Genomic DNA, 26,517 nt, shown 5'->3' with positions numbered 1-26,517 from the left:
AAGCGCCTCCGGGCGCTTTTTTGTTTGCAATCACGCGCGCCGGCAGGCACTTATTCCGCAGCGATCCGCATGTCTTCGCCCTTGCCGGTGACCGCGACCCGGCTACCGACGGCAAGCCCTGCGACGTCCGCACGCGGCTTTGTCACGACCACCTGCGACTTGTTGTCGAAACGGATCTTCAGCATGAAGTACGCGGGGACGCCGTTGCCGACCACCTTCTCGCCCGCCTTGGTGCCGGCATAATTGCCTGCGGCTGCGCCGGCTTCTGCACCAATGCGTGCGTTGGCTTTGAGGCCGATGAAGCCGCCCGCGATGGCGCCAAAGTCCGAGGCTGCGCTCTTGAGCCTCTGGTTGCGTTCGGGAACGTTGTCAGCCTTGTTCTCGATGGGTTCCATTGACGCAATGGTCCCATGTCGCACCGATTGGGCCATGCCTGGGACAGCCAGCACCCCTTGCGTCAGCAAGAGCGTCAGCCATGCGGCATGGCACATCCAGTTCCTTGTTTTCATTCCGTGCGTTCCTTGGTTGGTAGATCGATATCCGGCCGATGGGGCTATCTCTTCTTCGGGCGCCCCCAGCTGCGCACATGGTCGTTGCACTTGCTGCCAGCGAAATCGTATCGGGTGATGGTGCCGCTGGAGTCGGCGATGAAGGTGATTTCGCAATGATGTTGCGCAGGAACGAAGACTTCTTCGCTATGCTGATATTCCTGAAAGATCGGGGTGGGGGCCACGCCATTGCCGCCGCCGACCACGCCGATGACTCCCCCCTGCGTGGACCAGTAGTTGGTGCGGTAGTACGCCTCTGTGCCGAAGTTGTAGGTGTAGGCCGTCTCCAACGTCTCGGTGTTTTCGGCGGTATAGAGTCCTTTGCCGACCGGCCATTGCATGATGAGCTCGCTGGCGTCGTGGCCAATCCAGCTCCGGGCGATGGTTTCGGCGCTGCCGAACACGTCGGCCGATGCCTGCGGTGCGAGCGCCAGCAGTGCGAGTGCGCACAGTGCAGGCAGGGAGTGAGGGCGGAAGGCAGTCATGGCGATACATCCTTGCAGGGCGGCGGTGCGATGGGTCCTTGCGAAGCGGGCTCGCCCGTGCGCTGGCGCGTTTTTAGCACTGCAGGCCGCCTTCGGCAAGGACTTGTCGCTGCTGCCTGCACGCCGGCCCGGCGTAGACATTGGCCGGAGCGCATGCCCTAATCTCCGGCCGACCAGCGGTTGTTCCTGCGCTGGAATGGCAGAAGACCTACAGGAGCACTCAACGAACTCAAGGAGAGGCAAACGTGCAGAGCAGTCGTATGTGGGTGGGAGCCATGGTGCTGACCCTGGTGCTGGCAGGGCTGGCGCCGCAGGCCATCGCCAAGAAGCAGACCGGTACCCCGGCCTGGATGAACGCCGATGGTGAGGTCATCAAGTCGTCCGACGTTGAAGCCGGCTACGGCGAGACGGTCAAGGGCATCAATGATTACGAAGGCGAGATCACCGGCAAGCCGGCGCCCGACAGCAAGTTCACCCAGCTCAAGATCGGCATGCCGATCAAACAGGTGACCGATCTGATCGGCCAGCCGACCGACCAGGGCGCGTACGTGACCGGCAAGGCGTTCATTCCGTTCTTCTTCGGCGGGGACCGCTACCGTTACGAGATGGCGTACAAGGGCCAGGGCCGGCTGGTGTTTGCCGGCAAGTCCATGGATACCGGCGGCAACCTGATCTGGATCATCCACAACAAGAACGACAGCGGCTACCGCGAATGACTCCTAGACGCCCGGTTTTCCGGGCGTTTTTTTAGGCGAACTGCGAGCAGGGTGGTTGCGCGGTGGGTCTTTGGCCGGGCGGCACGCATGCCGCCGCCAGCTGTAAGCGGCGCGCGTCGGGCGGCCGGTTTGCCGCTGCGGCGCGAAGGTCCGACAATGGGCGCCCCCGTCGCCAAGGCAGTCGCTTGCCCGCCGTGTACGACCGACCACCGTCCCTCCACCGCGCCAGCGGTGGCGGCGCGCATGGTCACGACCCGCGCGCGTCTGCGGCACGCTGCGCATCGCGGCTCTTTCGATTCCCCATTCCCCATTCCCCCGACTTAGCGAGCCAAGCCCATGTCCATTGTCCGTATGACCGACCTCGATCTCTCCGGCAAGCGCGTGCTGATCCGCCAGGATCTCAACGTGCCGATCGACAACGGCCAGATCACCTCCGAACAGCGCATCACCGCCTCGGTGCCCACCATCAAGCTGGCGCTGGAAAACGGTGCGGCGGTGATGGTTACCTCGCATCTGGGCCGGCCCAAGGAAGGCAGCTGGAGCGAAGCCGATTCGTTGGCCCCGGTGGCCGCGCGGCTGACCGCGCTGCTGGGCGTGGACGTGCCGCTGGTGCGCGACTGGGTCGATGGCGTGGACGTCGCGCCGGGCCAGGTGGTGTTGCTGGAGAACTGCCGCATGAATGTCGGCGAGGGCAAGGACGACGAGACCCTGGCGCGCAAGTACGCCGCGCTGTGCGATGTGTTCGTCATGGATGCCTTCGGTACTGCGCACCGCGCGCAGGCGTCCACGCATGGCGTGATCCGCTTCGCGCCCGTGGCCGCCGGTGGCCCGCTGCTGATGGCCGAGCTGGACGCACTGGCCAAGGCACTGGACAACCCGGCCAAGCCGCTGCTGGCGATCGTGGCTGGCAGCAAGGTGTCCACCAAGCTGGAGCTGCTCTCCAACCTGGTCAACAAGGTCGACCAGTTGATTGTCGGCGGTGGCATCGCCAACACCTTCATCGCCGCCGCCGGGCATGACGTGGGCAAGTCCTTGAACGAGCCGGATCTGATTCCCACCGCCAACCAGATCGTGGCCGATGCCAAGGCGCGTGGCGCCGAGATTCCGCTGCCCACCGACGTGGTCGTGGCCAAGCAGTTCCTGCCCGATGCGCAAGCCACGGTGAAGTCGCTCGATGCTGTCGAAGCAGACGATCTGATTCTGGATATCGGCCCGCAGACCGCGCAGCGCTACGCCGAGTTGATCGCCAATGCCGGTACCGTGGTGTGGAACGGGCCGGTGGGCGTGTTCGAATTCGAGCCCTTCAGCCACGGCACCGAAACCCTGGCGCGCGCGATCGCCGCATCGAAGGCGTTCTCCCTTGCCGGCGGCGGCGACACCCTGGCAGCGGTGGACAAGTACGCCATCGCCCAGGACGTCACCTACATCTCCACCGGTGGCGGCGCGTTCCTGGAATTCCTGGAAGGCAAGACCCTGCCGGCCGTGGCCGCGCTGCAGGCGCGCGGCCAGTGAGTGCAGCCACGCTGTTCTTCGATCTGGACGGCACGCTGGTGGATTCGGAAGCGGGTATCGTCGCCAGTATCGCGCATGCCTTCGAGCGGGTGGGCCAGCCCTGCCCGCCGCCGCAGACCTTGCGTGCCTGGATCGGCCCGCCGTTGCGCGACAGCTTCACCGAGTGCTTCCCGGACGATCCGGCGCTGGTGCAGCGCGCGCTCGCTATCTACCGCGAGCGCTACGACGCGGTGGGCTGGACCGAACTGCGCGTGTTCGACGGCATCGGCGAGGTGGTCACCGGCCTGCAACGCGCCGGTCATCGCCTGGCCGTGGTCACCTCCAAGAATGAGCGTTATGCGCGGCGTACCGTCGAGCATCTGCCATTCGGTGCCTGCTTCGAAGAGGTGATCGGCGCCAGCGAAGATGGCGAGCGCCGCTTCAAGCCCGACCTCATCGCCGAAGCGCTGCGACGGCTGGACATCGCCAAGACCGGATGCGTGATGATCGGCGACCGCCGCATGGATATCGAAGGCGCCAATCACCACGGCCTCCACAGCATCGGTGTGTTGTGGGGCTTTGGCGACGCCGCCGAATTGCGTGCCGCAGGCGCTGGCGCCTTGGCGCGAACGCCTGCCGAGCTGATGCAGGTGATCCACGCATGAGCAGCGGGTGTCGGCTTGGCTCGAAGCGTGTCCGGAGCCTGGCTGTTTTCGGCACGCCGAACAGTTTTCGTCGCTGCTGGATCAGGGTAACGGGCACCCGCACTGCCCGCTGCGGTGTGGGTACAGAGGCGCGTACTGTCCCGCACTGTCTGTAGGACATGCCGGAATCAGCGGCGGGCTATGCCGCAATGCCATCCTCGATGCGTGGGGTGTATGTTAAGTTTCGCGGCTTTTACAGGGAGGCCATCATGAAAGAACGTCAACGCCGCACCAAGATCCTCGCCACCCTCGGACCGGCAACGGATGCGCCCGGCGTGCTTGACGCCTTGTTCAAGGCGGGCGTCAACGTGGTGCGCCTCAATTTCAGCCACGGCGACCCGTCCGGCCAGGCCAAGCGTGCCGCCGAGGTGCGCGCCGCCGCCGCCCGCGTCGGTGCCGAAGTCGGCATCCTGGCCGACCTGCCGGGCCCGAAGATCCGTATCGAGCGTTTTGCCGAAGGCAAGATCAAGCTGACCATGGGCGAGCGCTTCGACCTGGTGGCCGATGCCAATGCACCGGCCGGCGACCAGCAGCAGGTAGGCGTGAGCTACCTCGGCCTGCCGCAGGACGTGACCGCCGACGACGTCCTGCTGCTCGACGATGGTCTGGTGCAGCTGCAGGTGACCGATGTGCAGGGTGCGCGCATCGTTACCAAGGTGTTGAACGATGGCGTGCTGTCCGACCGCAAGGGCTTGAACAAGCAGGGCGGCGGTTTGTCGCTGGGCGCGTTGACCGAGCGCGACAAGGAGCTGATCGGCATCGTCGCCAAGATCGGCGTGGACTTCATCGCGGTGTCGTTCTGTCGCAATGCGCAGGACATGCACGACGCCCGCCAGATCGCCCAGCAGCACGGCTGCGATGCGCAGCTGGTGTCCAAGATCGAGCGCACCGAAGCGATCGACAACTTGGTCGAGATCGTCGAAGCCTCCGACGTGGTGATGGTGGCGCGTGGTGACCTGGGCGTGGAAATCGGCGATGCCGAATTGCCGGGCCTGCAGAAGAAGATCATTCGCGAGTCGCTGGCGCAGAACAAGGTGGTCATCACCGCCACGCAGATGCTGCAGTCGATGGTCGAAAGCCCGATCCCCACCCGCGCCGAAGTGCTGGACGTGGCCAACGCGGTCATCGACGGCACCGATGCGGTGATGCTGTCGGCCGAAACCGCTGCCGGTGCCTACCCGGTGCGTGCGGTGGAAGCGATGGCGCGTATCTGCCTGGGGGCCGAACACCAGTTCGAATTCGATACCGACTTCGAAGCGGCGCAACGCAACCTGCAGCGTGCCGACCAAGCGATCGCGATGGCGACCATGTTCTTGTCCGAGCACATCGGCCTGGGCGGTGTGGTGGCGTTGACCGAATCCGGCGGCACCCCGCGCTTTCTGTCGCGCTTCCGCTCCAACATGCCGATCTATGCCTTCACCCGTCATGACGGCGCGCGTCGGCAGATGGCGATGATGCGGGGCGTGTTCCCGATCAACTTCGACAGCCGTGGCCTGACCCCGCGCGAGGCTGCACGCGCGGCCATCCGCCTGCTGGTGGAGAACGAGCGCATGGGCCCGGGCGACCGCGTGGTGTTCACCAGTGGCGAGCACATGGAGACCCACGGCGCCACCAATACCTTGCGCCTGCTGGAAGTGGGCGAGGACGGTCGCGCCACCGGCCTGGGCGAGCTGTAACCCCTGTCGATGGCACCCGGCGCATGACCTGAGCCGGACGACGCGACACGCAACGGCAGCCCCAGGGCTGCCGTTGTGCTGAGTGGAGATGCCGGGCGCGGGCAAGCGCTCTGCCGTGGGCGGCGTGTTGCTCAACGGCCGGATACGGCGAAGCAAGCAACAAGCTGCACACCATGCTCGGCTTTGCCGATTCCCGATTCCCGTGATGCGAGCCGCGCCACACATTGGGAGAGGCGGATCCGGGTGTAATCGGTTGCAGCCATTCCGTGAAGGAATGTCAGCGACTTTGGTCGCTATACTTTCGTCCTCCCCGCTGCTGCCACAGGAACTACATGAGCATCGAACAGCTTGCCGAAACCGCCCAGGCCATGGTCGCCCCGGGCAAGGGCATCATCGCCATCGACGAATCGACCAGCACGATCGCCAAGCGTTTTGCCAGCGTCGGCATCGAGAACATCGAAGAAAACCGTCGCGCCTATCGCGAACTGCTGCTCACCACGCCCAAGCTGAGCGACTACATCTCCGGCGCCATCCTGTTCGACGAGACCATCCGTCAAAAGACCAAGGATGGCGTGCCGTTCGCCAAGTACATGACCGACCACGGCATCATCCCGGGCATCAAGGTCGACAAGGGCGCGCAGCCGCTGGCCGGCATGCCGGGCGAGCTGGTGACCGAAGGTCTGGACGGCCTGCGTGCACGTCTGGAGGAGTACTACACGCTGGGCGCGCGCTTCGCCAAGTGGCGTGCGGTCATCAACATCGGCGAAGACATTCCGTCCGGCACCTGCATCGAGGCCAACTCGCATGCGCTGGCGCGTTACGCCGCGCTGTGCCAGGAGCAGGGGCTGGTGCCGATGGTCGAGCCGGAGGTCATCATGGACGGTAGCCACGACATCGAGACCTGCTACGAAGTCACCGAAGCCACGCTGCGCTCGCTGTTCGGCGCGCTGTACGAGCAGAACGTCGTGCTGGAAGGCACCATCCTGAAGGCTTCGATGGTCATCTCCGGCAAGAGCTGCGAAGAGCAGGCCAGCGTCGAAGAAGTGGCCGAGTCCACCGTGATGTGCCTGAAGTCCACCGTGCCGGCGATCCTGCCGGGCATCGTGTTCCTGTCCGGCGGCCAGACCGACGAGCAGTCCACCGCGCACCTCAACGAGATGCACCAGCTGGGCAACCTGCCGTGGCCGCTGAGCTTCTCCTACGGCCGCGCCATGCAGCAGGCGGCGTTGAAGCTATGGTCCCAGGACATGACCGGCAACTACGCCAAGGCGCAGCAGGTGATCTACGAGCGCGCCAAGGAAAACGGCCTGGCAGCACTGGGCAAGTGGAAGGGCTGATCGCTTGATCGCGGCCGCAAGGCCGGATCGAAGGTCAACGCGAAGACGCCGGCAGCGATGCCGGCGTTTTTTGTTGCATGGGTGGCGGCGTGCGAGCCGTTGGAGCGATGGGCTTGATTGCAGCACGCACCTTAAAAGCTAGCTGCGCGCGTGGCATCCGGATGTGGCCTGGCCGTCAGCCGTGCGGCTGCCATGGCACTGCCGCAAGCGCGCCGATTGCCGCTGCCCAAACGCAACGAGCGCCTTGCGGCGCTCGTCATTGCAAGCGTGTGGCCGCGCCGTCAGGCGGCGACCGTTTCCTGCGTGGCCAGCGCCTGCTGGTAGGCCTTGTAGGTGGCTTCGTTGTAGGCCACCAGCACGATGTGCTTGGGCACCTTGTGCGAACGCTGCCAATCGCGCGTTTCGGTCACGGCAATGCGGGCGGCCTGGTACAGCGGGTAGCCGTAGATGCCGCAACTGATGGCCGGGAACGCGATCGAGTGCAGCCGCATCTGCTCGGCCAGCTTCAGCGACTGCCAGTAGCAGTTGGCCAGTTGTTCGGGCTCATTGTGTTTGCCGTCGCGCCACACCGGGCCCACCGTGTGGAAGACGTGACGGGCCTTGAGCGCGAAGCCGTCGGTGACACGGATCTCGCCGGTCGGGCAGCGCACGCCTGAACGCACCTGGGGCAGCGCTTGGCAGGCACGCAGCAAGCCTGGGCCGGCGGCACGGTGGATGGCGCCGTCCACCCCACCACCGCCCAGCAACGATTCATTGGCGGCATTGACGATGACGTCAACGTCCAGTTCGGTGATGTCGCCCTGCCAGACTTCGATTTTCATGCGGCGATAATTATGCGATTTGAATGATGAAAGCGTGATGGGGTAAGCGTTGCAGTGGCTGCACGCTAACCTGCATTCATCTCATCGGCTGCGACCGCGCCCAGCACGCGATCGAGCGCCCGGAGCGTCGCTGGTATCGCGGCTGACTCCATCGACCGGAAGAGCGTGCCTGCGCCCGGGGCGCTACAGCCAGCGGCGGACGCGCGCGCAGTAGTCCGCGTATGGGCGGCCGAATTCGGCACGCAGGCGCGCTTCCTCGAACGGAATGACGTAGCGCTGCAGGGCCAGCCACGGCAGCGGGACCAGCAACACGGCCCACAGCTGACCCAGTTGCAGGCACAGCCCGACATGGCTCAGCACCAGGGCGAGGTACATCGGGTTGCGGGTGAGCCGATACGGGCCGTCGAGCACCAGCCGCGAGGGATGGCCGCTGGGCAGGATGGTGGTGCGCCGGCGGGCGAACAGCACCAGGCAGCTCACCGCCAACGCCAGCCCCAGGCAGGCGACGATCCCGCCCGCCAGCTGGATCCATGCCAGCAACGATGGATGCGGTAGCGGCAGTTCCAGTAGCGCCTGCAGCCAGGCCCCCAGGCCGAGCGCCAGCACGAAATGCGCCGGCGAGGTCATCTTCACCAGCCATGGTGCCCGCGCGGCGCCACCGTCGCTGTGTCCACACGCTCCATTCCCCACGACATTGCTCCCCCGCGTCAGGTCGTCATCCTAACGTTTCCTTGACGGGGAGGGGAGCGCGGAAGGCTGGGTCACGGGATCCGGGACCCTAGAAGCCGAAACGCTCGCGCATCGGTGGTGGGGACCCGCCGGATGGGTTTTCCGGGTTGCTGCGAGGCGGGGGGCGTGCGACCAAGCGCTTCGCAAGGCTTTGCTCTTCCGGGTCCCGAGTCCCGGGTCCCCGGTCCCCGGTCCCGAAAAAAAGTCACAGCCCAAACCGCCCCCCACACTCCGGGCCTGCTCAGGGCAGGCCGGCCAGCCAGTCGTCGTCGGAGCCTTCGTTGATGTCGGCGAACAGGGGGGTGGAGAAATAGCGCTCGCCGGTGTCCGGCAGCATGGCCAGGATGACCGCGCCGGGCGCGGCGCCTTCGGCCACGCGCAGCGCGGTGGCGACCGTGGCACCGCCGGAAATGCCGGTGAAGATGCCTTCCTCGGCGGCCACGCGGCGCGCCACGCTGATGGCGTCGGTGTCTTCCACGCTCAGCACCTCGTGGGCGACCTCGCGGTTGAGCACCTCTGGCACGAAATCCGGGGTCCAGCCCTGGATCTTGTGCGGCTTCCAGTCCTGGCCTTGCAGCAGGGCGGCGCCGGCCGGCTCGGTGGCGGTGATGCGCACTTCCGGCCGCGCCACGCGCAGCACTTCGCCTACACCGGTGAGGGTGCCGCCGGTGCCCCAGCCAGTGACGAAATGGTCTAGCCGGTGGCCAGCGAAGTCGCGCAGGATCTCAGCGGCGGTGGTGTTGCGGTGGTAGGCCGGGTTGGCCGGATTGGCGAACTGGCTGGCCAGGAACCAGCCGTGCTGTTCGGCCAGCTCCTTGGCCTTGCGCACCATGCCGCTGCCGCGCTCGGCGGCCGGGGTCAGGATCACCTTGGCGCCGTAGGCGCGCATCAGCTTGCGGCGCTCGATGGAGAAGGTTTCCACCATGGTGGCGACGAACTTGTAGCCGCGCGCGGCGGCCACCATGGCCAGGGCCACGCCGGTGTTGCCGGAGGTGGCTTCCACGATGGTGTCGCCGGGCTTGAGCAGGCCGCGCTGCTCGGCGTCCAGGATGATCGCCAGTGCCAGGCGGTCCTTGACCGAGCCGCCGGGATTGAACGATTCCACCTTGACGTAGAGCGAGACGTGCTCCGGCGCGAGGCGGTTGAGTTTGACCACCGGGGTGCGGCCGATGGTGTCGAGGATGGTGTCGTACAGGGCCATGGGGTCTCCGTCGGAATCAGGCTGCGTGGGCGAGTGTGGGCGAGTGCGGCGTTGCGATGGGTGAGTGCAGGGTGGCTGGCGCGCCCAGCGGCGCAGGGCCGAACCAGTGCAGCGTCTGCGCCAGCGCGGCCACCTCGCCCAGGATCAGCAGTGCCGGCGCGCGTACGGCGTGCAACCGGGCAGTGGCGGCCAGCGTGGCCAGCGTACCGGTGATGACGCGCTGCTGCGGGCGCGAGCCGTTCTCCACCAGCGCAAACGGGGTGGCGGGTGCGCGGCCGGCCTGCAGCAGCCGCTGCTGGATGCTATCCAGACCCGCCACACCCATGTAGAAGGCCAGTGTCTGCCGCTCCTGGCCCAGCGCCTGCCAGTCCAGGGTGTCCAGCGAATCCTTGCAGTGCGCGGTAATCAGCCGCAGCGATTGCGCGTGGTCGCGATGGGTGAGCGGGATGCCGGCGTAGGCCGCGCAGGCCAGTGCGGCAGTGATGCCGGGGATGACCTGGAAGCCGATCCCATGCGCATGCAGGAATTCCAGCTCTTCGCCGCCGCGGCCGAACACGAACGCATCACCGCCCTTCAGGCGCACCACCCGGCGGCCAGCGCGCGCATGGTCGAGCATCAACGCGTGGATCTGTTCCTGGCGCGTGCTGTGACCCTGCGCAGACTTGCCGACTTCCACCAGCAGCGCGTCACTGCGGGCCAGGCGCAGGATCTGCGGGCTGACCAGGCGGTCGTGCAGCACCACCTCGGCCTGCCGCAGGGCGCGCAGCGCATGCCGGGTGAGCAGGCCGGGGTCGCCGGGGCCTGCGCCGACCAGGGTCACGCTGCCGGGGGACAGTGGCGCGATGTGGGCGCGCTGCGTGGGGGAGGGCGCAGATGGGGCAATGGCGGGCGCGGCGCTGTGGGTCAGCAGGCGGTGGGCACCGGCGGCGGCACGCAGGGCATCGTTGAGCTCGGGGATGTCGCTGGCGGCGATGGTCAGCCACAACGGCGCATCGGGCAGTGCCAGCCAGGCGTGGTCGAAACGCCCGACCAGCCAACGCAGGTCTCCGGCCTGGGCCCACTGCTGCAGTTGCGGGGTCAGCGCCGGGGCGCCGACCAGCAGCAGTGCACCGGCCTGCAACAGCGCAGCAGTGGCGCGCTCGGCGGCGGCACCGCCACCGACCAACAGGACGGCACGGCCACGCAGGTCGGCAAGGAGCGGAAACGCAGCAGTCACGGTCCGGGGGATCGAAGGGGAGGGCTAGACCGTACCGCCGGCATATAGCCGTCGGAAATGACTTCATACACCCCGAAAATAGCGTTCGGTTATAAGCTGGCCCGCAGAACTCCTCTACAGTCTCAGTCCTTGTGGCGCCTCGCGCTTTTCTGGAGATAAGCCCATGACGCTGACCCAACTTCGTTATCTGGTGGCCATTGCCGATGCCGAGCTGAACATCACCCTGGCCGCCGCGCGGGTGCATGCCACCCAGCCCGGCCTATCCAAGCAGCTCAAGCAGCTGGAGGACGAGCTGGGCTTCCTGTTGTTCGTGCGCAAGGGGCGCAGCCTGGATACGGTGACACCGGCCGGGGTGGAAGTGATCGAGCGCGCGCGCGCGGTGCTGTCCGAAGCCAACAACATCCGCACCTACGCCGCCAACCAGCGCCGCGAGAGCCAGGGGCAGCTGACCCTGACCACCACCCACACCCAGGCGCGCTTCGTGCTGCCGCCGGCGGTGGCGCAGATCAAGCACGCCTACCCGCAGGTGAGCGTGCACCTGCAGCAGGCCGCCGAAAGCGCGGCGCTGGACCTGCTCAGCCAGGGCGATGCGGATATCGCGGTGGTGAGTACGGCCGGCGGCGAGCCCAGTGCCGGCATCGCGGTGCCGCTGTACCGCTGGCGGCGGCTGGTGGTGGTGCCGCGCGGGCACGCGCTGGATCACCCGCGCGCGGCGCCGGACATGCAGGCGCTGTCCGAACATCCGTTGATCAGCTACGAATCCTCCACCCGGCCGGGTTCGTCGCTGCAACGCGCATTTGCGCAAGTGGGGCTGGAGCCCAGCATCGCGCTGACCGCGCTGGATGCGGACCTCATCAAGACCTATGTTCGCGCCGGGCTGGGCGTGGGGCTGGTGGCGGAGATGGCGGTCAGCGCCTATGACGAAGACCTGTGCGCCTGGCCGGCACCGGCACCGATTGCCGAATGCATCGCCTGGGCGGTGCTGCCGCGCGACCGGGTGCTGCGCGACTACGCGCTGGACCTGGTGCATGTACTGGCCCCGCAGATCGACAAGCGCGACCTGCGCCGCGTGCTGGATGGCAACCAGGCACCGAACTGGCCGCTGCCGCCGACCTGGGAATCGCTGACCCAGACCATTACCAGTTGAGCCGGGATTGGAGATTGGGGATTGGGGATTCGTAACAGCGGTGCTTGCCGCACCAATCTGCGATTTGCGATTTGATGTTGCACTGCACCGTCGGTGAAGTGCTTTAAAACCCTTTGGAATCAATAATCTGGATATGCTGCCGGGCGCGCCAACAGGCGCGCTGTCAGTGATTTTCCTGCTCCCTGTCAGGGCTGGCGGCGGTGGGGTGGATGGTGTCCATCAAGTTGCCCCCGGCGCTGTCGTAAACCCTTATAGCAGCCATGACACGACATCTTCGGATGTCTAGGGGTGGACGACGCAGGGCCGGCGATGCGGTGATCGCTTTGCCGGCCTGGTCAGTGGGGTGTCGTTGTGGGGTTGCTAGCGCTGTCGCATCACTGTCGCGCGAGACTGCGTGCAGTCGCGGCTGGCGCACCCGGGTCCCTGGGGAGAGGCCCGGCGTGCTTGGCGGCGGATCCGGGTCGGGAGCTCGGATCCGCCTTTTTTGTGGTTCATCGCGCCTTGCCGGGGCGTTCCGGGTAGACAGTCAGCCGAAGGGGTGAGGGCAGCCGTCGCAGGACGCGCGCACCACCGGCCAGCGTCTGCGTGCGGCGTTGGCCGGTGGCGCTGCGGTCAGGCCAGGGGAATCCGCACCGAAAAGCAGGTGCCTCCCGCAGGCCGCAGCCGCACGCCGACCTCGCAGCCCAGGCTTTCGGCAGTGCGGTGCACGATCCACAGCCCGATCCCGAGGCCATCGCTGCATGGATCGGCTTGGCGAAACGCCTGGAAGACCTGCTCTGGCTGGTCCAGGTTCAGGCCGATCCCGCTGTCGATGATTTCCACCACGGCGTAGCCAGGGCGGCGGCGGGCGCCGACCAGCACGCGTCCGCGCTCGGTGTACTTGACCGCGTTGCCGACCAGGTTGCCGATCAACGTGGTCAGCAAGGTGGGGTGGCTGCGCACGCGCAGTGAGGTCGGGACATGGCGCAGCGCCAGGCACTTGTCGATGGCCGGTTGGCGCCACACGCCCAGGACCGCATGCAGCACGTCTTCCAGTTGCAGCGTCTGCAGGTCGGGCATCGCGGATTTGCCGGCTGCCGCCAGCGTGGCCAGTTCGTCCAGCTCGCGCCCGACCTGGTTGATGGCATCGCGTGCAGTCACCAGGGTGGGAACGGAATCGACGTTGGCATGCCGGCGCATCTTGTCGATGGCGTAGGCTGCGGTGCGCAACGGTGTCTTGAGATCGTGCCCGGCGATGGCCATCAAGCGGCTGCGGTAACGATCGGACTGCTCGGCGATCAGCAGTGCGCGGCGCAATTCCAGCTGCGCCATGGTCTGCCGCGCCAGGGCACGCAGGGCTTCGACCTGCTCGTCGGTGAGCTGGCGCGGCTTGCGGTCGAGCACGCAGACCGTGCCCAGCGGCAGGCCGTCGGGCGTTTTCAGCAGCGCGCCGGCATAGAAATACAGCGGCGCTTCGCCGGTCACCAGCGGGTTGCGCGAAAAGCGGATGTCCTGGCGGGTGTCCGGTACCACCAGCACGTCGTTGTCCAGCAGTGCGTAGGCGCACATCGACTTGAACAGCGGCGTCTCGCGCTCGCCCATGCCCAGTTCGCTCTTGAACCACTGGCGGTCGGCGTCCACCAGGCTGATCAGTGCGATCGGGGTCTGGCAGATGATCGACGCGAGCCGGGTGATGTCTTCGAACGCCGCCTCGCGCGAGGTGTCGAGCACGCCGTAGCTGCGCAGCGCCTGGAGGCGGAGTGCTTCGCTCGGGGGCTTGGGCGCGCAGGGGAGTGGTTCGGCCGCTGGATCGGACAGGACGGTGCTCATGCGCGCAAGGTGATGGGATGAGCCGCAAGCATAGGGCATGACCGTGCGCAACAGGTGCGTGCCCCGACGCGCTGGTAGGGAACTGTGACTGTCGGCGTGGACACGCGGGCGTTGCCACTGCCTCGATGGGCGCCAGCCGTGCGGTTCGTCGGCCAGTGCGCAGTGCCGCCGCAAGCTGTCTGGCAGTCTCTTGTCGCGGGGTTGCCAGGGAACGCTTCCACGCGAAGGTCCCAGGACAAAGGGTGCGACATCCGGTCGCGCCGGGGCAGCCGGCAGCGCGGCGGGAGTGCCGGGCCGCTTACACTGCGGACATGCTGCGCTCGTTCCACCGCCACCGGCTGTTGCATCTGCTTGTCTGGCTGGCGCTGCTGCTATTGCTGGCAGCGCCGCCGATCAGCCGTTGGAGCCAGGTGCCATCGCAGGAGCCGATGTGCAGCAGCGGGCCGGCCGGCAGCATCGTGGCCGCGTCGTTTCCCGGGCAGGCGATGCCGTCGCCGTACGCGTGGCATCACACCGGGCATGCGGCCGGGATCGGGCAACAGCCAGGCGACCACGCTGCCGCCCGGCATGGCGAAGCCTGCGACTACTGCACGCTGGCGGCACGGCTGCTGCCCTGGCTGTTGCTGGCCGTGCTGTGCCTGTTGCAGTTGCGGCCAGCGCCGGTCGCTACGCGCGTCTGCACGTCATGCCGGACGGCGCTGCGCCGGGCAGCGCATGGCGCGCGCGGGCCACCACTGTCCGCGTGAACCTTGCCCGTCGCGGGCGTTCGTCTCACCACAGCCGCTACGTCGCCGACACCTCGGCCAGCGTGTGCGCGGCTGGATGAATCGCCGGTTGCCTTGAATCAAGCGCGCGCCCGCCGTGTTGCGGCGGTGCGCGGCTGTCGTGCCGTTTTGCAACGGCAAAGGATTGGTCATGCGTTGTGGGTTGTTGAGAACGTTGTGGTACGCGCCGTCGTTGGTGCTGATGTACGGGCCTGTGTGCGAGCTACAGGCGCAGGAGGCGGCATTGACGCTGGGCAAGGTGCAGGTCAGCGAGCACGCCCAGCGCTTCCCGGGCGCGGTGCGGGTGCTCAGTTCGGTGGATGTGATCGGCGGCGAACTGCTGCACGATCAGCACGTGGATTACAGCTGGGAGCTGTTGATGCGCGCGCCTGGCGTGCAGGTCACCCAGTTCCGCATGGGCACCGACGCCGGGCGATTTTCCTTTCGCGGTTTCAATGGCGAGGGGCGGATCAATGCGGTGAAGTTGCTGATCGACGGCATCCCCAGCAACGACAATGCCGGCGGCATGCCGTATCTGGACGCGGTGTTTCCGCAGGACATCAGCGCCATCGAGATCGTGCGCGGCACCAACGATGCGCGTTACGGCTTGAACGCCATCGCCGGCAGCGTGGACGTGCTGACCCGCAGTGGCGGCAACGATGGCCGGCTGAGCGTCACCACAGGGAGTTTCGGCGCACGCGAGCTGCAATTGGGCAAGGGCATCGAGCGCGGTGCCTGGAGCCAGAACTATGTGCTGGCCTGGCGCGATTCTGATGGCTACCGCGATCACGCCGATGCACGCAAGCGCAGCGTGGCCGGCAAGTGGTTCTACACCGCCCCGGATGGTGCCTTCCGTGCCGGGCTGACCACGCGTTACTACGACAACCATGCGCTGGAGGCCGGCTATCTGGATGCGGCCACCGCCGCTAGGGCACCGCGCAGTTCACCGGCGTATGCGCAGGACGATCGCAGCGAACGTCGCGTGCGGCAGACTGCCCTGCATGCAGACGGTACGCTGGGTGCGCAGGCGCAGTGGAGCGCCAAGGCCTACCAGAACGGTTACCGCAACCAGCGTTGGGTGCGCTTCTCTGCCGCTGGCCTGCAGCAGGAGCGGGAGACCGATGAAACCCATCGCGGCATGGTGCTGCGTGGCAACTGGCAACCCGGCTGGGAGGCAATGGACGCCAGCCTGGAAGCCGGCGTGGATGGGCAGTGGCAGTCCAATCAGTCACAGCGGTATCGCACCGCGGCGCGTGTGCGCGGTGCGCAGTTGCGCGATTGGAAGTACGACCTGCGCACGCACGGCGCCTATGTGCAGGCGGTGCTCAAACCTACCGCGCGCCTGCAGCTGGTGCCCGGTTATCGCATCGATCGTATCGATGGCCAGTTGCACGATGTGCTGGCGGGCGTGTCTGCTCCCACCTATGACTACGGCACCATCAAGCAGCCCAAGTTCAGCGCCAGCTATCGCGTGGGCGAGCAGGGCAGTGCCTATGCCAACTGGGGGCGCAGCTTCCAGATTGGTAGCGGCGACGGAGCCTATCGTCGGCACGCTGCCAATCTGGGGCCATCGATCAACGATGGTTGGGAGGCCGGATTCAAGTTTGCGCCGTCGGCGGTGCTGGATGGGCGCCTGGCGTATTGGGAACAACGCGCCTCCGGCGAGGTGGCGAGCATTCTGGGCGTCAACGGCGCGGCGGGTATCGGCGATGTAGCCAACGTGGGGCGCACGTTGCGGCGTGGCTGGGATGCGCAGTTGAACCTGCAGCCGGCCGAACACTGGCGCGCATGGATGTCGTATTCACGGCAAAAGGCCAGCATTGCCACGCCCGACCCAAGCGCACCGGCCACCGGTGGCAATGAGATCGAAAACGTGCCGCATTGGTTGGCCACCGCCGGGCTGGAGTGGCAGATCACAGCAGCGGTGCAGCTCAGCGTCTGGGGCAATGCGCAGGGCGATTACTACCTTGAACGCAGCAACACGCTTGGCCGCACCGGCGGTTATGCCCTGCTCAACCTCGGCGCGCGCTGGAGCGTGAACGCACGCAATGCGTTGAGCCTGCAGCTGCGCAATGCAACCGATCGCAGCTATGTCTATGCGTGGTACGACAGTGGTAGTTCGGGCTATTCGCCGGGCGATGGCCGCGCGCTGTCGCTGTCCTGGGACTGGAGCTTTTGAGACGACCTACACGCGCATTGACGCCAAGTGGTTGCGGCAGCAGCAAGCCGATCTGTTTCGCGACGGTGTCGATGCACCGCACCGGCAGGCCGCTTCGCACTGCCTGGGAGCGGGCTTACCATCGCGCAATTGGCCGTCAGTAACCCCAGCGCGACGTGCAAGCATCCCCGCCGGATCCGTGGGATAACATCCCCCGCTAGCCGCTATCAACGCAACATCTGCAAGGAAACGCATATGAGCGATGCCCAAGAATCCCGTTATGCTGCCCTGGCGCGCCGTGTGGTGGAGGCGCATGCAGCGCAGCTGCTGCACGATGTGCAACGGATCAATGAGCGCACGCTGCGTGAGCTTGGTCCATTGCCGCGTGGCGGACTGCCAGTGCAGGTCAAGCGCAAGCCCAAGCCGGCACCCTGGGCGCAGCCAGTCCAGCATTCCACACCACCGCATGCCGACGCGCCGCCTGGACCGCACCTGGCCACTGCTGAGAGAGAAGACCTTGCCATGTCCAAGCCCACTACTTCTTCCATTGAAAATGGCTTGCCTGCGCCTCCTGTTCCGCAAAAACTGCGCGAGCTATTGAAGGACTACCCCGAGCTCATCGAGCGGCTTCAACAGCAGCTGAACTTTGCCGTGCGGCGACCATCAAAAGTAACTCCGCCATTCGAGTGGGCGATATGGATGTTGGAGGATGAACTCGGTTCATTTATCTCCGAGGCTCGCGAGGAGCTTGAGCGCGCGCAAGCCAATGGTGACGCTGAGGCTATAAATATGGCAGAAGAAAAAGAACGTGTCACACGTCATGCGAGATCGAAGAATCGCGGAATGTCAGATCTAGAGCAGCTTTGGAATTACATCGAGGTGCATAAGGAATCTCTGATATGAACGAAAAAGAATACCGCCTCGATGATGCTGAGCATCGCAGATTATTTGAGCAAAAGATTCTTGATGATGCCGCACTGGAAACAAAGTCATCGGTGGATTCGCCCGCGAAGTGCAACAGTCCTATAACGTAGCGGGCCAGGTGTCGTAGCCTGAGCCCCTACACGACCAAGTGGAGTTGCACATGCGCTATCGACACCTGACCCAGGACGAACGGTACCAGATTGCCTGGGGGTGTGATCTCTCTGTCTCCAATGCGGACATCGCCCGCCAGCTCGGCCGTCATGCCAGTACGATTGGCCGCGAGCGCGCGCGCAATCGTAATGCCAGTAGTGGAACGTACCGTGCCCAGCAGGCGCACCGCACCGCCCGCCAGCGTCGCAGTCAAGGCAGTAGCCACGCGCAGATGGACGGGCCGATGCAGGCTGCATTGCTGGCCGGGCTGGCCGAAAAATGTAGCCCTGCGCAGATCCACGGCCGTGCGCGTTTGCTGGGTCAACCGATGGTAGGGGTGGCCAGTGTGTATCGCTATCTCAAGCGTCACCGGTTACGGCATTTGCTACGCCTGCCAACACGGCGGCGTCCTTATGGGCGTGGCCGTGCCAAGCGATTTGAAGAGCGCAAATCCATTCACCAACGCCCCGCGCATGTGGCCTCACGTGCGCAGTTAGGCCATTGGGAATTGGATACGGTCCGCCCATCGCGCGGCACTGGCGTGCTGGTGACGCATGTCGAACGCAGCAGTGGCTATGTGCGTCTGGGCTGGAGTCCTGACGGCACCGCCGATGCTGTTGCCGAGGTCATTTGCGCGCGCCTATGGCGTGTGCGCGATAAGGTGCTGACGCTGACCTGCGATCGCGGTAGCGAGTTCGCCCAGGATGCCCGCATCGAGGACCGGCTATCGACCAAGGTGTACTTTGCCGACCCACATGCCCCTTGGCAACGCGGCTGCAATGAGAATCTCAACGGACTGCTCCGGCAGTATTTTCCGCGCAGTCGTGACTTCAGCACCATCACGGCGCAAGAGCTGCAGCAGGTTGAACATTCACTCAACAACCGACCCAGAAAACGATTGAGCTATCTCACTCCAGCCGAGGTCTTTTTCAACTACGATACCCTTGCACTTCGTGAGTGAATCCACCCATCCTTTGAACAGCCCAAGGCGATCATCCTGGCTGGCCAGCCAGGATCAGGCAAAGGAAGTCTTGCCAGATCTGCAAAAATTGAGTTAAACAGGGACGTTGTGCTGATCGACCCGGATGAATTGCGTAACGCCCACCCGCAAGTATCAGCGCTCCGCAACGCACACCCCTACACCTGGTCCGGTTACACCCAGGCCGATGCCAGCCAATGGGCTGAAGAGTTGCTGCAGGCCACGGTGGAAGGCAAGAGGAACCTGATCTTCGACACCACGCTCAGCAACGGCCAGTGGAGCGCGGAGTTAATCCAGCAATTACAGTCACGCGGTTATGTCGTCGAGGTGAGGGCAATGGCCGCGCCCAAGCTGGAAAGCGAGCATGGCGTCGATGAGCGCTTTTCAGTCTCGCTCGATCAGCGCGGCCATGGCCGCTACGTCCCCGAAGGCGCCCGCGACGCGATCTACACCAAATTGCCGCAAAGCCTGGATTTCGTGCACGCGCAGACCACTGCACCGATCCGCATTTTCAATCGCCAAGGCACCGAGGTCTATGACAGCCGCAGCGATGCACGCCCGCCGGGCCAGGCGCTGGAAGCCGCACGTCATGCGCGCCTGAAGGACCCGGAGTTTACCCGGCAGCTTCGGGACGCCTGGCAGCAACAAGCCGATTGGCATCGCGATTTGCCGTCACATGTGCAGCAGATCCCCAACACCACCGGTGCCATCCAGCAGCATTTGCTGGCAGAGCATGCCGATCTGCACGTCAAGGATGGGGCTGCAAGTCGTCTGGAAGGCATCGCCACCGTCGACGAACTGGTACGCCCAGGTGCGCCACCCGCACGCGCGCCGGTGCCCGAACCCGACATTCCCGGCCTGCGTCGTGCAGGCATGACAGCGGGGCTGGCGGGTGTAGGAGTTGCCGCAAGCGCCTACGATGCCGTGCAGACCGGCGATCGCATCGGCAGCTTGCTGGCGCAGGACAATCTTGCCGCTGCCCGTTCGCAAGCGCTGCACTTCAGTGCGCGTGGAATGGGTGGCTGGGTCGGCGGAACGGCCGCTGCTGCGGTGGTGGGCACCACGGGAGCCGGGCCGGTGGGGCTGGTCATGGCCGACGCCTATCTGTTCAGCATGGCAGCAGACAAGGCCGCCACGCTCTGGGATCAGCGTCAGATCCATACCCAGACCGACAAGCAGCATGTGCGCTGGGAATTCGATGGCAGCCAGTGGTTGCGGCATGAGCGGGCCGACCTGTTGCGCGACGGTGTTGATACGCCGCACCGGCAGGCCATGTTCGCGCTGCCCGAGAAGGCACGCGAGCTCAATTACTACGCCAGTGGCCAGGCGACCGAGCAGGCGCTTGGCGCGGTAGCGCCGCGCAATCCCTTCGTGCAGCCGTCCAGCCAGGCAGATGCCGCGCATCTGTACCAACGCGATTGGCGGCGTGATGCCGACAACGGGCAATGGTCGCGGATGGTGGCCGACGAGGTTGATCGCAATGATCGGCCAGTCTGGACTCTCGACCCGGCCAGCCCCGAGCGCGCTGTGCAACTGGACCAGCAAGCGGCGCAGGTGATCGACGGCAACATCGCCCATGGGCAAGCAGCCATTGCAGCGACCTATCAAGCCGCCCACCGGCGCAACGGCTGGGACGATTTCGGCCCAATGCCCGCCGCCGTGCAAGCCGCGTTGAGCGCGGACGCCCTGCAGGCCTCTGACGGCAGGCACTACCTGCGCGATACGCGTGGCCAATGGCGCGCTGGCGAGGACGTGGCGCACGGCACGCTCGCAGCGGAGCTGGATGCCACCCGCCAACAGCTGCAGCCCGCCCTGGCGCAGCACGCACAGGCGATGGCGCAGATGCCCCAACGGCAGCTTCCCACGGCGCAACAGCAGGATCAGGCCAATCTCCAGGCGACCTATGCCGCCTACGGGGTTGCGCCCAATGCCACGACCGCAGCGGCCATCCAGCAGGCGCTACAACACACCCGCGATGCAAACGCCATCGACGCCTCCACCACCTCGCTGGCGCTGGAGCGCGATGGGTCCGGCCATTACTCGGTGGACAGCCCGGTACGGCATTTGCGTCGCGATGCCGATGGCACGGTGCGGGTTGCGGCAACCACCACCACCGAGGAGATCCGCGAGGCCGTAGACCAACTCCAGGCCCAGTCCCTGCAACCGGCCAAGGCGCACGCGGCGCCAACCGAACACGCCGCACCCGACCACACCCACTCACCGGACACCGCGCTACGCCCTGGCGACCGTGGCGTCGCGCTGCAGGATGCGCCACATCGCACGATGGTCATGCCCTCCACACCATCGCCGGCAACAGCGCCCGAACGCAGCCAACCCGATCTGCATGCGCAACAGCAGCAACAAGCGCTGGAGCAACAACGCCAGCTGCAACTGCAGCAGGATCAACAGCTGCTGTTGCAGGCCCGGCAATACCAGCAGGAGCAGGCACAGCGCGAGGAGGACGAGAACAGCCGCAAGGCGCAGCGCGACAAGGAGCTGTCGGCCACCGCCGTCCAAGACGATGCGCACACACCGCCGCCAGGTCTACGCCCTTATAGCGATCCCGCGCATCCCAAGCATGCGCTGTATGCGGACGTGCAAGAGCGGATGCAGAAGCAGGGCCACGATTTTTCGGAAGAGCGCCTGACTCAGATCACTGCGGCGCTGAACGAATCCTACTTCAAGCCCGGCTGGAAGGGCGAGTTCTATGTGGCGCGCGACACCGTGTTTGCGCTCAATTACGACCACCCGCTTGGCATCGCGCGCGTGCAGATGCACGAGGCGGCACCGTCGGTCCAGGCTTCGATGGAGGTGGCACAGGCCGGCGATCTGAAGCACGCGCAGATCAGTGAGTACATCGCCCAGAGCCGCCTGCAGGCGCAAGCACAGTCGCAGCCCGGCATGGGCATGTAAGGCAGTCGGACGCACGGTCGTCTGCGCGCACAATGGCGCCAGCGTGCAGGAAGAAGCGGGAAGCCCTGTGCCAAGGCTCGATGAGCGGTGGTACTGGCCAAGTGCGGGGTGGTGGAGCGCATGCATGCCTGGAACAAGCCTGCACGCCGATTCGCCATGCGCGGCTGACCTGCGTTGCAGAGGCATGGGGATGGCTGGCCCAGACAAGACGACTCCTGCTGCGGTTGACTTTCAGAGCATGTGAAAAACCGCTCAAATGTCCTCGTGAATACCGCACTCGCGCTTGAGCCCGAAAAAGCGCGTGTCTTCCTCGCGCATGCCTGGCTCCCAACGGCGGGTGGTGTGGAAATCGCCGATGGAGACGTAGCCCTGCTCCCATAGCGGGTGGTAGGGCAGGTCGTGGGCCTGCAGGTATTGCCAGACGTCGCGGTCGGTCCAGTCGGCGATGGGGCTGATCTTGTAGCGGTCGCCGCGCTTCTGCAGGATCGGGGTCTGCGCACGGCCGCGCGACTGGCTGCGGCGCAGGCCGGTGAACCAGGTGCCTACGTTGAGCTCGTCCAGTGCGCGCCGCATCGGCTCGACCTTGCGCAGGTTGTTGTACTGATCGATGCCCACCATGCCCTGCTCCCACAGGCGTCCGTGGCGCGCTTCCATCCAGGCGCGGCTGACCAGCGGGCGATATACCTTGAGGTTGAGCTTGAGCCGGTCGGTCAATGCATCGGCAAAGCGGTAGGTTTCCGGAAACAGGTAGCCGGTATCGATCAGGATGACCGGGATGCCTGGGCGCTGCTGGGACAATAGATGCAGCGTGACCGCCGATTGCGCACCGAAGCTGGACGACAGCGCCGCCTCTTGCGGCCCGTGCTGCAACGCCCAGGCCACGCGCTCGTCGGCGCGCAGGGGTTCCAGTTGCGCGTTGAGTGCATCCAGGTCGTCTAGCGCCGAAGCGCTGTTCGATGCGGCGGGCAGCGCAGTCATGCAAGCAATTCCAGGTCGAGGTGACGGTGGGTGGGGTAGGGCGGCAACGCGATCAACGCGCTGCGATGCAGGAAGTCGCCGAAGCCTTCGTCGCGGGCCTGGTCGCGTTCTGTCGCATAGCGGGCCAGCAGCGGGTCGAGCGCGGCGAGGATCTCCGCTTCGGTGATGTTTTCGCGGTACAAGGTGTTGAGGCGTTGCCCACGTCGGTCGCCGCCCAGCATCAGGTTGTAGCGGCCGGGCGCCTTGCCCACCAGTGCGATCTCGGCCAGGTAGGGCCGTGAGCAACCGTTCGGGCAGCCGGACAGGCGCAGCACGATGGGCGTGTTGGCCAGGCCATGCCGTTCCAGCAGTGGCTGTAGCGCCGTGCTGAAGTCCGGCAGGTAGCGCTCGGCTTCGGCCATCGCCAGGCCGCAGGTGGGCAGTGCCACGCAGGCCATTGCGCCGCGTGCCAGCGCGGTGGCCGCATGGTTGCCGGCATCCAGCGCGTAGTGCGCGACCAGGGTATCGATGCGCGTGCGCTGTTGCGCCGGCACACCGGCAATGACCAGGTTCTGGTTGGGCGTCATGCGGAACTGGCCCACCTGCAGCTGCGCGATGGCGCGCAGACCGCTCAGGTGTGCGGCAGTGTCGGTGTCGGCGATGCGGCCGGCCGGTAGCGACAGGGTCAGGTGCCACAGGCCGTCTTCGCCCTCCACCCAGCCATAGCGGTCGCCGTTGTGGTCGAACGCAAAATGCTGCGCCGGTTGCAGGGCGAACCCGGCGCGGCGCTCGATCTCGGCGACGATGGTATCCAGGCCGTGGTCGTCGATGGTGTACTTGAAACGCGCGCGCTTGCGCACCGCGCGGTTGCCCAGGTCGCGCTGGGTGGTGACCACCGCAGTAGCGATCTCCAGTAACTGCTCGCGAGTCACGAAGCCGATCACATTGGCCACGCGCGGCCAGGTGTCGGTATCGCCGTGGGTGGCACCCATGCCGCCGCCGATACTGACGTTGTAGCCGAGCAGTTCGCCCTCGCGCAGGATCGCGATGAAGCCCAGGTCGTTGGCGAACACGTCCACGTCGTTGAGCGGCGGTGCGGCGAAGCCGATCTTGAACTTGCGCGGCAGATAGCGCTCGCCGTAGATCGGCTCGTCTTCGCTGCCGGAGCCGGACACGCGTTCTTCGTCCAGCCAGATTTCGTAATACGCACGCGTGTTGGGCAACAGATGCTCGGACACGCGCGCCGCGTCGGCATACAGCGTGGCATGCGCCTGCGACAGCAGCGGGTTGGCCGCGACCTGCACATTGCGATTGACATCGCCGCAGGCGGCCAGGGTGTCGATCAAGGTGGCATTGATCGCCTGCATGGTGGCCTTGAGCTCGCGCTTGATCACCCCGTGGAACTGGAACGCCTGGCGGGTGGTGATGCGCAGCGAGTGATTGGCGTAGCGCGTGGCGATGCCGTCCAGCGCCAGCCACTGGCTGGGCGAAATCACCCCGCCCGGCGTGCGCGTGCGGATCATGAACTGATAGGCCGGTTCCAGCTTTTGCCGGCGCCGCTCGTCGCGAATATCGCGGTCATCCTGCTGGTAGCTGCCGTGGTACTTGATCAGCGTCTGATCGTCCTCGCGCAGCGCCCCGGTCACCGCATCGGCCAGGCTCTGTTCCAGCGACCCCCGCAGGCGACGGCTTTCGGATTTGATGTCTTCGACGGAGTGGCTCATGGGAATCGGGAATCGGGAACGGGGAATCGTAGAAAGCGGCTTGGTCTGCCGGGAGAGTTCAGTTGCGGGCTGTACCGATTCCCGATTCCCCACTCCCGATTCCCGGCCTCAATAGACATCACGCGCATACCGTCCCTCCACCTGCAGCTGGGTGAGATAGGCCACAGCGGTTTCTGCATTCAGCGCGCCGTGGGTGCTGACGATGTCCAGCAGTGCGGCGTGCACGTCTTTGCCCATGCCGATGGCGCCGCACACGTACACATGCGCGCCGCCTTGCAGCCAGGCATAGACCTCGGCGCCACGCGCGCGCAGGCGGTGCTGCACATAGACCTTTTCGCTGTGATCGCGCGAGAACGCCAGGTCCAGGGCATGCAGCTCGCCGCGCTGCAGGGCCTGCTGCCACTCGGCCTGGTACAGGAAATCGGTGTTGAAGTGCTGGGCGCCGAAGAACAGCCAGTTGCGGCCGCTGGCACCGGTTTCGGCGCGCTCCTGCACGAAGCCGCGGAAGGGCGCCACGCCGGTACCCGGGCCGATCATCAGGATGTCGCGGTCGGTGTCGGCCGGCACGCGGAAGCGTGCGTTCGGCTCGATGTAGACCGGTGCGGTGTCGCCTTCGGCCAGCGCGGCGAGAAAGCCGCTGGCCGACCCCAGGTGCGCATGGCCGTGGGCCTGGTAATGCAGCTCGTCCACGGCCAGATGCACCTCCTCGCCCACACGCTTGCGGCTGGAGGCGATGGAGTACAGCCGTGGCGTGAGCGGGCGCAGGCTGCTCAGCAGGCTGGCGTGGTCCCAATCCGCCGGCCAGCGGCGCAGCACGTCGATCACCTGGTGATCGGCCAGCAGCGCCGCCAGGCCGGCGGTCTGGGTCGGGGCGAGCAGCGCCTGCAGCTCGTGGGCACCGGCGCGCTCGGCATGTGCGGTGAGAAATGGCCGCGATAGCTTGGTCAGTTCGCGCCGGCTGCCCAGCCAGTCGCGCAGGGCCAGGCTGTCTTCGCCGATGGTGACAATGGCATCGCCATCCAGTTGCAAGACGTCCAGCAGCGGGTCCACCAGGGCCGGCGGATTGCGATGGACGATGCCGAGCGCATCGCCGGGCTCGTAGCTCAGGCCACTGCCCTCCAACGAGAATTCCAGATGCCGCACGCGCTTGCCCGGTTGTGCGTAGACACCGAAGCCCGGTCCCTTGAAGTCGCGCCCGCTGATGATCTGGTTTGCCAGCAGCTCGGCGCCGAACGGGCGCTGGTGCGACCAGGCCGGGGCCGCAGGGCTGCTACGCAGTGGCGTGATCGTGGCCGAGTGCGGGCCGCTCTTGAGCTGTTCGCGCGCGTGCTTGAGTGCCTGCGTGCGCCAGGGGGTGGCCACGCTGTCGATCTCCAGGTCGGCTTCGCCGCGCGGCTGCACGCGGCGGCTGCCCAGCTCGGCCAGGCGTTCATCGATGCGCCGCGCAATTCCGCAGAAGTCCGCATAGCTGGAATCGCCCAGGCCCAGCACCGCGTACTTGAGCTCGGGCAGCTTGGGGGCGCGGCGGCCGGTGAGCCATTCCACCAGGCCGATCGCATCGTCCGGCGGGTCGCCATCGCCCTGGGTGCTGATGACCACGTACAGCAGGCGTTCGCTGGCCAGCTCGCGGGTAGGGTAGGCATCGGCGCGCAGCAGCCGCACGGCCAGGCCCGCCGCCTCGGCGTCGGCGGCCAACTGCTCGGCCTGTCGGCGGGCATTGCCGGTCTGGCTGCCATACAGCACGGTCAGGCGCTGACTGTCCTGCGCCACTGCCTGCGGCTGCCCGCCTGGCAGCACCGCCAGCGCGCGCGGCGGCTGGCCCTGGGCCAGCCCGGCGGTGTAGCCCGACAGCCACCACAGCGACGCGGCATCCAGGCCGTCGACCAACCGCTCCAGCAGTGCCTTGCGCTCGTCGGGCAAGGGGCTGGGCGGTAGCGCGGAGCTGGCGGCAGTCATTCGGGTCCGGGGGCTTGGATGAGACCGACGATGTTAGGGATGCGTTGCGGCCGCCAGAAAGGAGCAGCCGTTATCGCGTTATGCCGGCCGCTTATTTCGGGCAGGCGGTCGC

Annotated in this window: 22 protein-coding genes; 12 read left to right on the top strand and 10 right to left on the bottom strand. The window is 66.1% G+C overall.

Annotation, left to right across the window (positions count from 1 at the left end):
• Positions 1–50: 50 nt before the first annotated feature.
• Together ACCQ13_RS15205 and ACCQ13_RS15200 are read right to left on the bottom strand one after the other, a co-directional pair.
• The gene (locus ACCQ13_RS15205) at positions 51–449 is read right to left on the bottom strand and encodes a hypothetical protein (RefSeq protein WP_104603437.1); all 399 of its coding nucleotides are present in this window, start codon (positions 447–449) and stop codon (positions 51–53) included.
• 104 nt (positions 450–553) lie between these two features.
• Positions 554–1,033: a hypothetical protein gene (locus ACCQ13_RS15200; protein ID WP_159407491.1), complete on the bottom strand. Its 480-nt coding sequence runs from the start codon at positions 1,031–1,033 to the stop codon at positions 554–556.
• Positions 1,034–1,320: 287 nt separating this feature from the next.
• Between ACCQ13_RS15200 and ACCQ13_RS15195 the strand changes: the two genes are divergently transcribed.
• The 5 genes from ACCQ13_RS15195 to ACCQ13_RS15175 all read left to right on the top strand — a co-directional run bounded on the left by ACCQ13_RS15195 (position 1,321) and on the right by ACCQ13_RS15175 (position 6,957).
• On the top strand, positions 1,321–1,749 hold the full coding sequence (locus ACCQ13_RS15195; RefSeq protein ID WP_208800671.1) for a hypothetical protein: 429 nt from the start codon (positions 1,321–1,323) through the stop codon (positions 1,747–1,749).
• Positions 1,750–2,085: 336 nt separating this feature from the next.
• Positions 2,086–3,261: a phosphoglycerate kinase gene (locus tag ACCQ13_RS15190; protein WP_159407490.1), complete on the top strand. Its 1,176-nt coding sequence runs from the start codon at positions 2,086–2,088 to the stop codon at positions 3,259–3,261.
• Complete coding sequence (locus ACCQ13_RS15185) at positions 3,258–3,905, top strand: HAD family hydrolase (protein ID WP_159407489.1); 648 nt, start codon at positions 3,258–3,260, stop codon at positions 3,903–3,905. The genes ACCQ13_RS15190 and ACCQ13_RS15185 overlap by 4 nt, the downstream gene beginning before the upstream one ends.
• A 248-nt stretch (positions 3,906–4,153) precedes the next feature.
• Entirely contained in the window at positions 4,154–5,620 is a 1,467-nt protein-coding gene (pyk, locus tag ACCQ13_RS15180; protein WP_159407488.1) for a pyruvate kinase, read from the top strand.
• A gap of 332 nt (positions 5,621–5,952) precedes the next feature.
• Positions 5,953–6,957 carry a class I fructose-bisphosphate aldolase gene (locus ACCQ13_RS15175; protein WP_104603402.1) on the top strand — a complete coding sequence of 335 codons (1,005 nt, stop codon included), beginning with the start codon at positions 5,953–5,955 and terminating at the stop codon, positions 6,955–6,957.
• 281 nt (positions 6,958–7,238) lie between these two features.
• Here the strand turns inward: ACCQ13_RS15175 and ACCQ13_RS15170 are convergent, their stop codons facing one another.
• The 4 genes from ACCQ13_RS15170 to cobA form a co-directional block, all read right to left on the bottom strand.
• Positions 7,239–7,778 (bottom strand): O-acetyl-ADP-ribose deacetylase, encoded by a 540-nt coding sequence (locus tag ACCQ13_RS15170; RefSeq protein ID WP_159407487.1) that lies wholly within the window; start codon positions 7,776–7,778, stop codon positions 7,239–7,241.
• Between the two features lie 183 nt (positions 7,779–7,961).
• The gene (locus tag ACCQ13_RS15165; protein WP_104603404.1) at positions 7,962–8,405 is read right to left on the bottom strand and encodes a methyltransferase family protein; all 444 of its coding nucleotides are present in this window, start codon (positions 8,403–8,405) and stop codon (positions 7,962–7,964) included.
• A gap of 343 nt (positions 8,406–8,748) precedes the next feature.
• Positions 8,749–9,708 (bottom strand): cysteine synthase A, encoded by a 960-nt coding sequence (gene cysK / locus ACCQ13_RS15160; RefSeq protein WP_159407486.1) that lies wholly within the window; start codon positions 9,706–9,708, stop codon positions 8,749–8,751.
• Positions 9,709–9,724: 16 nt separating this feature from the next.
• A complete protein-coding gene (cobA, locus tag ACCQ13_RS15155; RefSeq protein ID WP_159407485.1) occupies positions 9,725–10,924 on the bottom strand; it encodes a uroporphyrinogen-III C-methyltransferase in 1,200 nt (399 codons plus the stop codon).
• A gap of 163 nt (positions 10,925–11,087) precedes the next feature.
• Here cobA and ACCQ13_RS15150 point away from each other — a divergent pair, with 163 nt between their 5' ends.
• Positions 11,088–12,071 (top strand): LysR family transcriptional regulator, encoded by a 984-nt coding sequence (locus ACCQ13_RS15150; protein WP_159407484.1) that lies wholly within the window; start codon positions 11,088–11,090, stop codon positions 12,069–12,071.
• A gap of 612 nt (positions 12,072–12,683) precedes the next feature.
• On the opposite strand, the gene ACCQ13_RS15145 is transcribed toward ACCQ13_RS15150, so the two are convergent.
• Positions 12,684–13,880, bottom strand: coding sequence for a sensor histidine kinase (locus ACCQ13_RS15145; protein ID WP_159407483.1), 1,197 nt, complete (start codon positions 13,878–13,880; stop codon positions 12,684–12,686).
• A 311-nt stretch (positions 13,881–14,191) separates the two neighbouring features.
• Here ACCQ13_RS15145 and ACCQ13_RS15140 point away from each other — a divergent pair, with 311 nt between their 5' ends.
• The 6 genes from ACCQ13_RS15140 (at position 14,192) to ACCQ13_RS15115 (ending at position 21,768) form a co-directional block, all read left to right on the top strand.
• Positions 14,192–14,626 carry a DUF2946 family protein gene (locus ACCQ13_RS15140; RefSeq protein ID WP_104603409.1) on the top strand — a complete coding sequence of 145 codons (435 nt, stop codon included), beginning with the start codon at positions 14,192–14,194 and terminating at the stop codon, positions 14,624–14,626.
• Positions 14,627–14,819: 193 nt separating this feature from the next.
• On the top strand, positions 14,820–16,823 hold the full coding sequence (locus tag ACCQ13_RS15135) for a TonB-dependent receptor (RefSeq protein ID WP_167527015.1): 2,004 nt from the start codon (positions 14,820–14,822) through the stop codon (positions 16,821–16,823).
• Between the two features lie 234 nt (positions 16,824–17,057).
• Entirely contained in the window at positions 17,058–17,705 is a 648-nt protein-coding gene (locus ACCQ13_RS15130; RefSeq protein ID WP_159407481.1) for a hypothetical protein, read from the top strand.
• Positions 17,702–17,836: a hypothetical protein gene (locus ACCQ13_RS15125; protein WP_372372300.1), complete on the top strand. Its 135-nt coding sequence runs from the start codon at positions 17,702–17,704 to the stop codon at positions 17,834–17,836. Before ACCQ13_RS15130 ends, ACCQ13_RS15125 begins: the two co-directional genes overlap by 4 nt.
• A gap of 50 nt (positions 17,837–17,886) precedes the next feature.
• On the top strand, positions 17,887–18,837 hold the full coding sequence (locus tag ACCQ13_RS15120) for an IS30 family transposase (RefSeq protein ID WP_159407000.1): 951 nt from the start codon (positions 17,887–17,889) through the stop codon (positions 18,835–18,837).
• Positions 18,838–21,768 carry a zeta toxin family protein gene (locus ACCQ13_RS15115; RefSeq protein ID WP_483887900.1) on the top strand — a complete coding sequence of 977 codons (2,931 nt, stop codon included), beginning with the start codon at positions 18,838–18,840 and terminating at the stop codon, positions 21,766–21,768. It abuts the gene before it with no gap.
• Between the two features lie 252 nt (positions 21,769–22,020).
• Here the strand turns inward: ACCQ13_RS15115 and ACCQ13_RS15110 are convergent, their stop codons facing one another.
• The 3 genes from ACCQ13_RS15110 to ACCQ13_RS15100 all read right to left on the bottom strand — a co-directional run bounded on the left by ACCQ13_RS15110 (position 22,021) and on the right by ACCQ13_RS15100 (position 26,405).
• On the bottom strand, positions 22,021–22,746 hold the full coding sequence (locus tag ACCQ13_RS15110; RefSeq protein ID WP_104603412.1) for a phosphoadenylyl-sulfate reductase: 726 nt from the start codon (positions 22,744–22,746) through the stop codon (positions 22,021–22,023).
• Positions 22,743–24,449 (bottom strand): assimilatory sulfite reductase (NADPH) hemoprotein subunit, encoded by a 1,707-nt coding sequence (cysI, locus tag ACCQ13_RS15105; protein WP_159407479.1) that lies wholly within the window; start codon positions 24,447–24,449, stop codon positions 22,743–22,745. The genes ACCQ13_RS15110 and cysI overlap by 4 nt, the downstream gene beginning before the upstream one ends.
• Positions 24,450–24,557: 108 nt before the next feature.
• Positions 24,558–26,405, bottom strand: a complete 1,848-nt coding sequence (locus ACCQ13_RS15100) for an assimilatory sulfite reductase (NADPH) flavoprotein subunit (protein WP_159407478.1) — start codon at positions 26,403–26,405, stop codon at positions 24,558–24,560.
• Between the last annotated feature and the right edge of the window lie 112 nt (positions 26,406–26,517).

Origin of the sequence: Xanthomonas sp. NCPPB 1638 (assembly GCF_041475635.2) — a bacterium.
Classification (GTDB): Bacteria; Pseudomonadota; Gammaproteobacteria; order Xanthomonadales; family Xanthomonadaceae; genus Xanthomonas; species Xanthomonas cucurbitae.
The sequence above is the reverse complement of the archived record's forward strand: the minus strand, read 5'-3'. Positions and strand labels throughout refer to the sequence as shown.

Bases quoted from the DNA above. Each gene is read 5' to 3' on its own strand.
- ACCQ13_RS15200 (WP_159407491.1), bottom strand. From the start codon at position 1,033: ATGACTGCCTTCCGCCCTCACTCCCTGCCTGCACTGTGCGCACTCGCA.
- ACCQ13_RS15190 (WP_159407490.1), top strand. From the start codon at position 2,086: ATGTCCATTGTCCGTATGACCGACCTCGATCTCTCCGGCAAGCGCGTG.
- pyk (WP_159407488.1), top strand. From the start codon at position 4,154: ATGAAAGAACGTCAACGCCGCACCAAGATCCTCGCCACCCTCGGACCG.
- ACCQ13_RS15175 (WP_104603402.1), top strand. From the start codon at position 5,953: ATGAGCATCGAACAGCTTGCCGAAACCGCCCAGGCCATGGTCGCCCCG.
- ACCQ13_RS15170 (WP_159407487.1), bottom strand. From the start codon at position 7,778: ATGAAAATCGAAGTCTGGCAGGGCGACATCACCGAACTGGACGTTGAC.
- ACCQ13_RS15165 (WP_104603404.1), bottom strand. From the start codon at position 8,405: ATGACCTCGCCGGCGCATTTCGTGCTGGCGCTCGGCCTGGGGGCCTGG.
- cysK (WP_159407486.1), bottom strand. From the start codon at position 9,708: ATGGCCCTGTACGACACCATCCTCGACACCATCGGCCGCACCCCGGTG.
- ACCQ13_RS15150 (WP_159407484.1), top strand. From the start codon at position 11,088: ATGACGCTGACCCAACTTCGTTATCTGGTGGCCATTGCCGATGCCGAG.
- ACCQ13_RS15145 (WP_159407483.1), bottom strand. From the start codon at position 13,880: ATGAGCACCGTCCTGTCCGATCCAGCGGCCGAACCACTCCCCTGCGCG.
- ACCQ13_RS15140 (WP_104603409.1), top strand. From the start codon at position 14,192: ATGCTGCGCTCGTTCCACCGCCACCGGCTGTTGCATCTGCTTGTCTGG.
- ACCQ13_RS15130 (WP_159407481.1), top strand. From the start codon at position 17,058: ATGAGCGATGCCCAAGAATCCCGTTATGCTGCCCTGGCGCGCCGTGTG.
- ACCQ13_RS15125 (WP_372372300.1), top strand. From the start codon at position 17,702: ATGAACGAAAAAGAATACCGCCTCGATGATGCTGAGCATCGCAGATTA.
- ACCQ13_RS15120 (WP_159407000.1), top strand. From the start codon at position 17,887: ATGCGCTATCGACACCTGACCCAGGACGAACGGTACCAGATTGCCTGG.
- ACCQ13_RS15110 (WP_104603412.1), bottom strand. From the start codon at position 22,746: ATGACTGCGCTGCCCGCCGCATCGAACAGCGCTTCGGCGCTAGACGAC.
- cysI (WP_159407479.1), bottom strand. From the start codon at position 24,449: ATGAGCCACTCCGTCGAAGACATCAAATCCGAAAGCCGTCGCCTGCGG.
- ACCQ13_RS15100 (WP_159407478.1), bottom strand. From the start codon at position 26,405: ATGACTGCCGCCAGCTCCGCGCTACCGCCCAGCCCCTTGCCCGACGAG.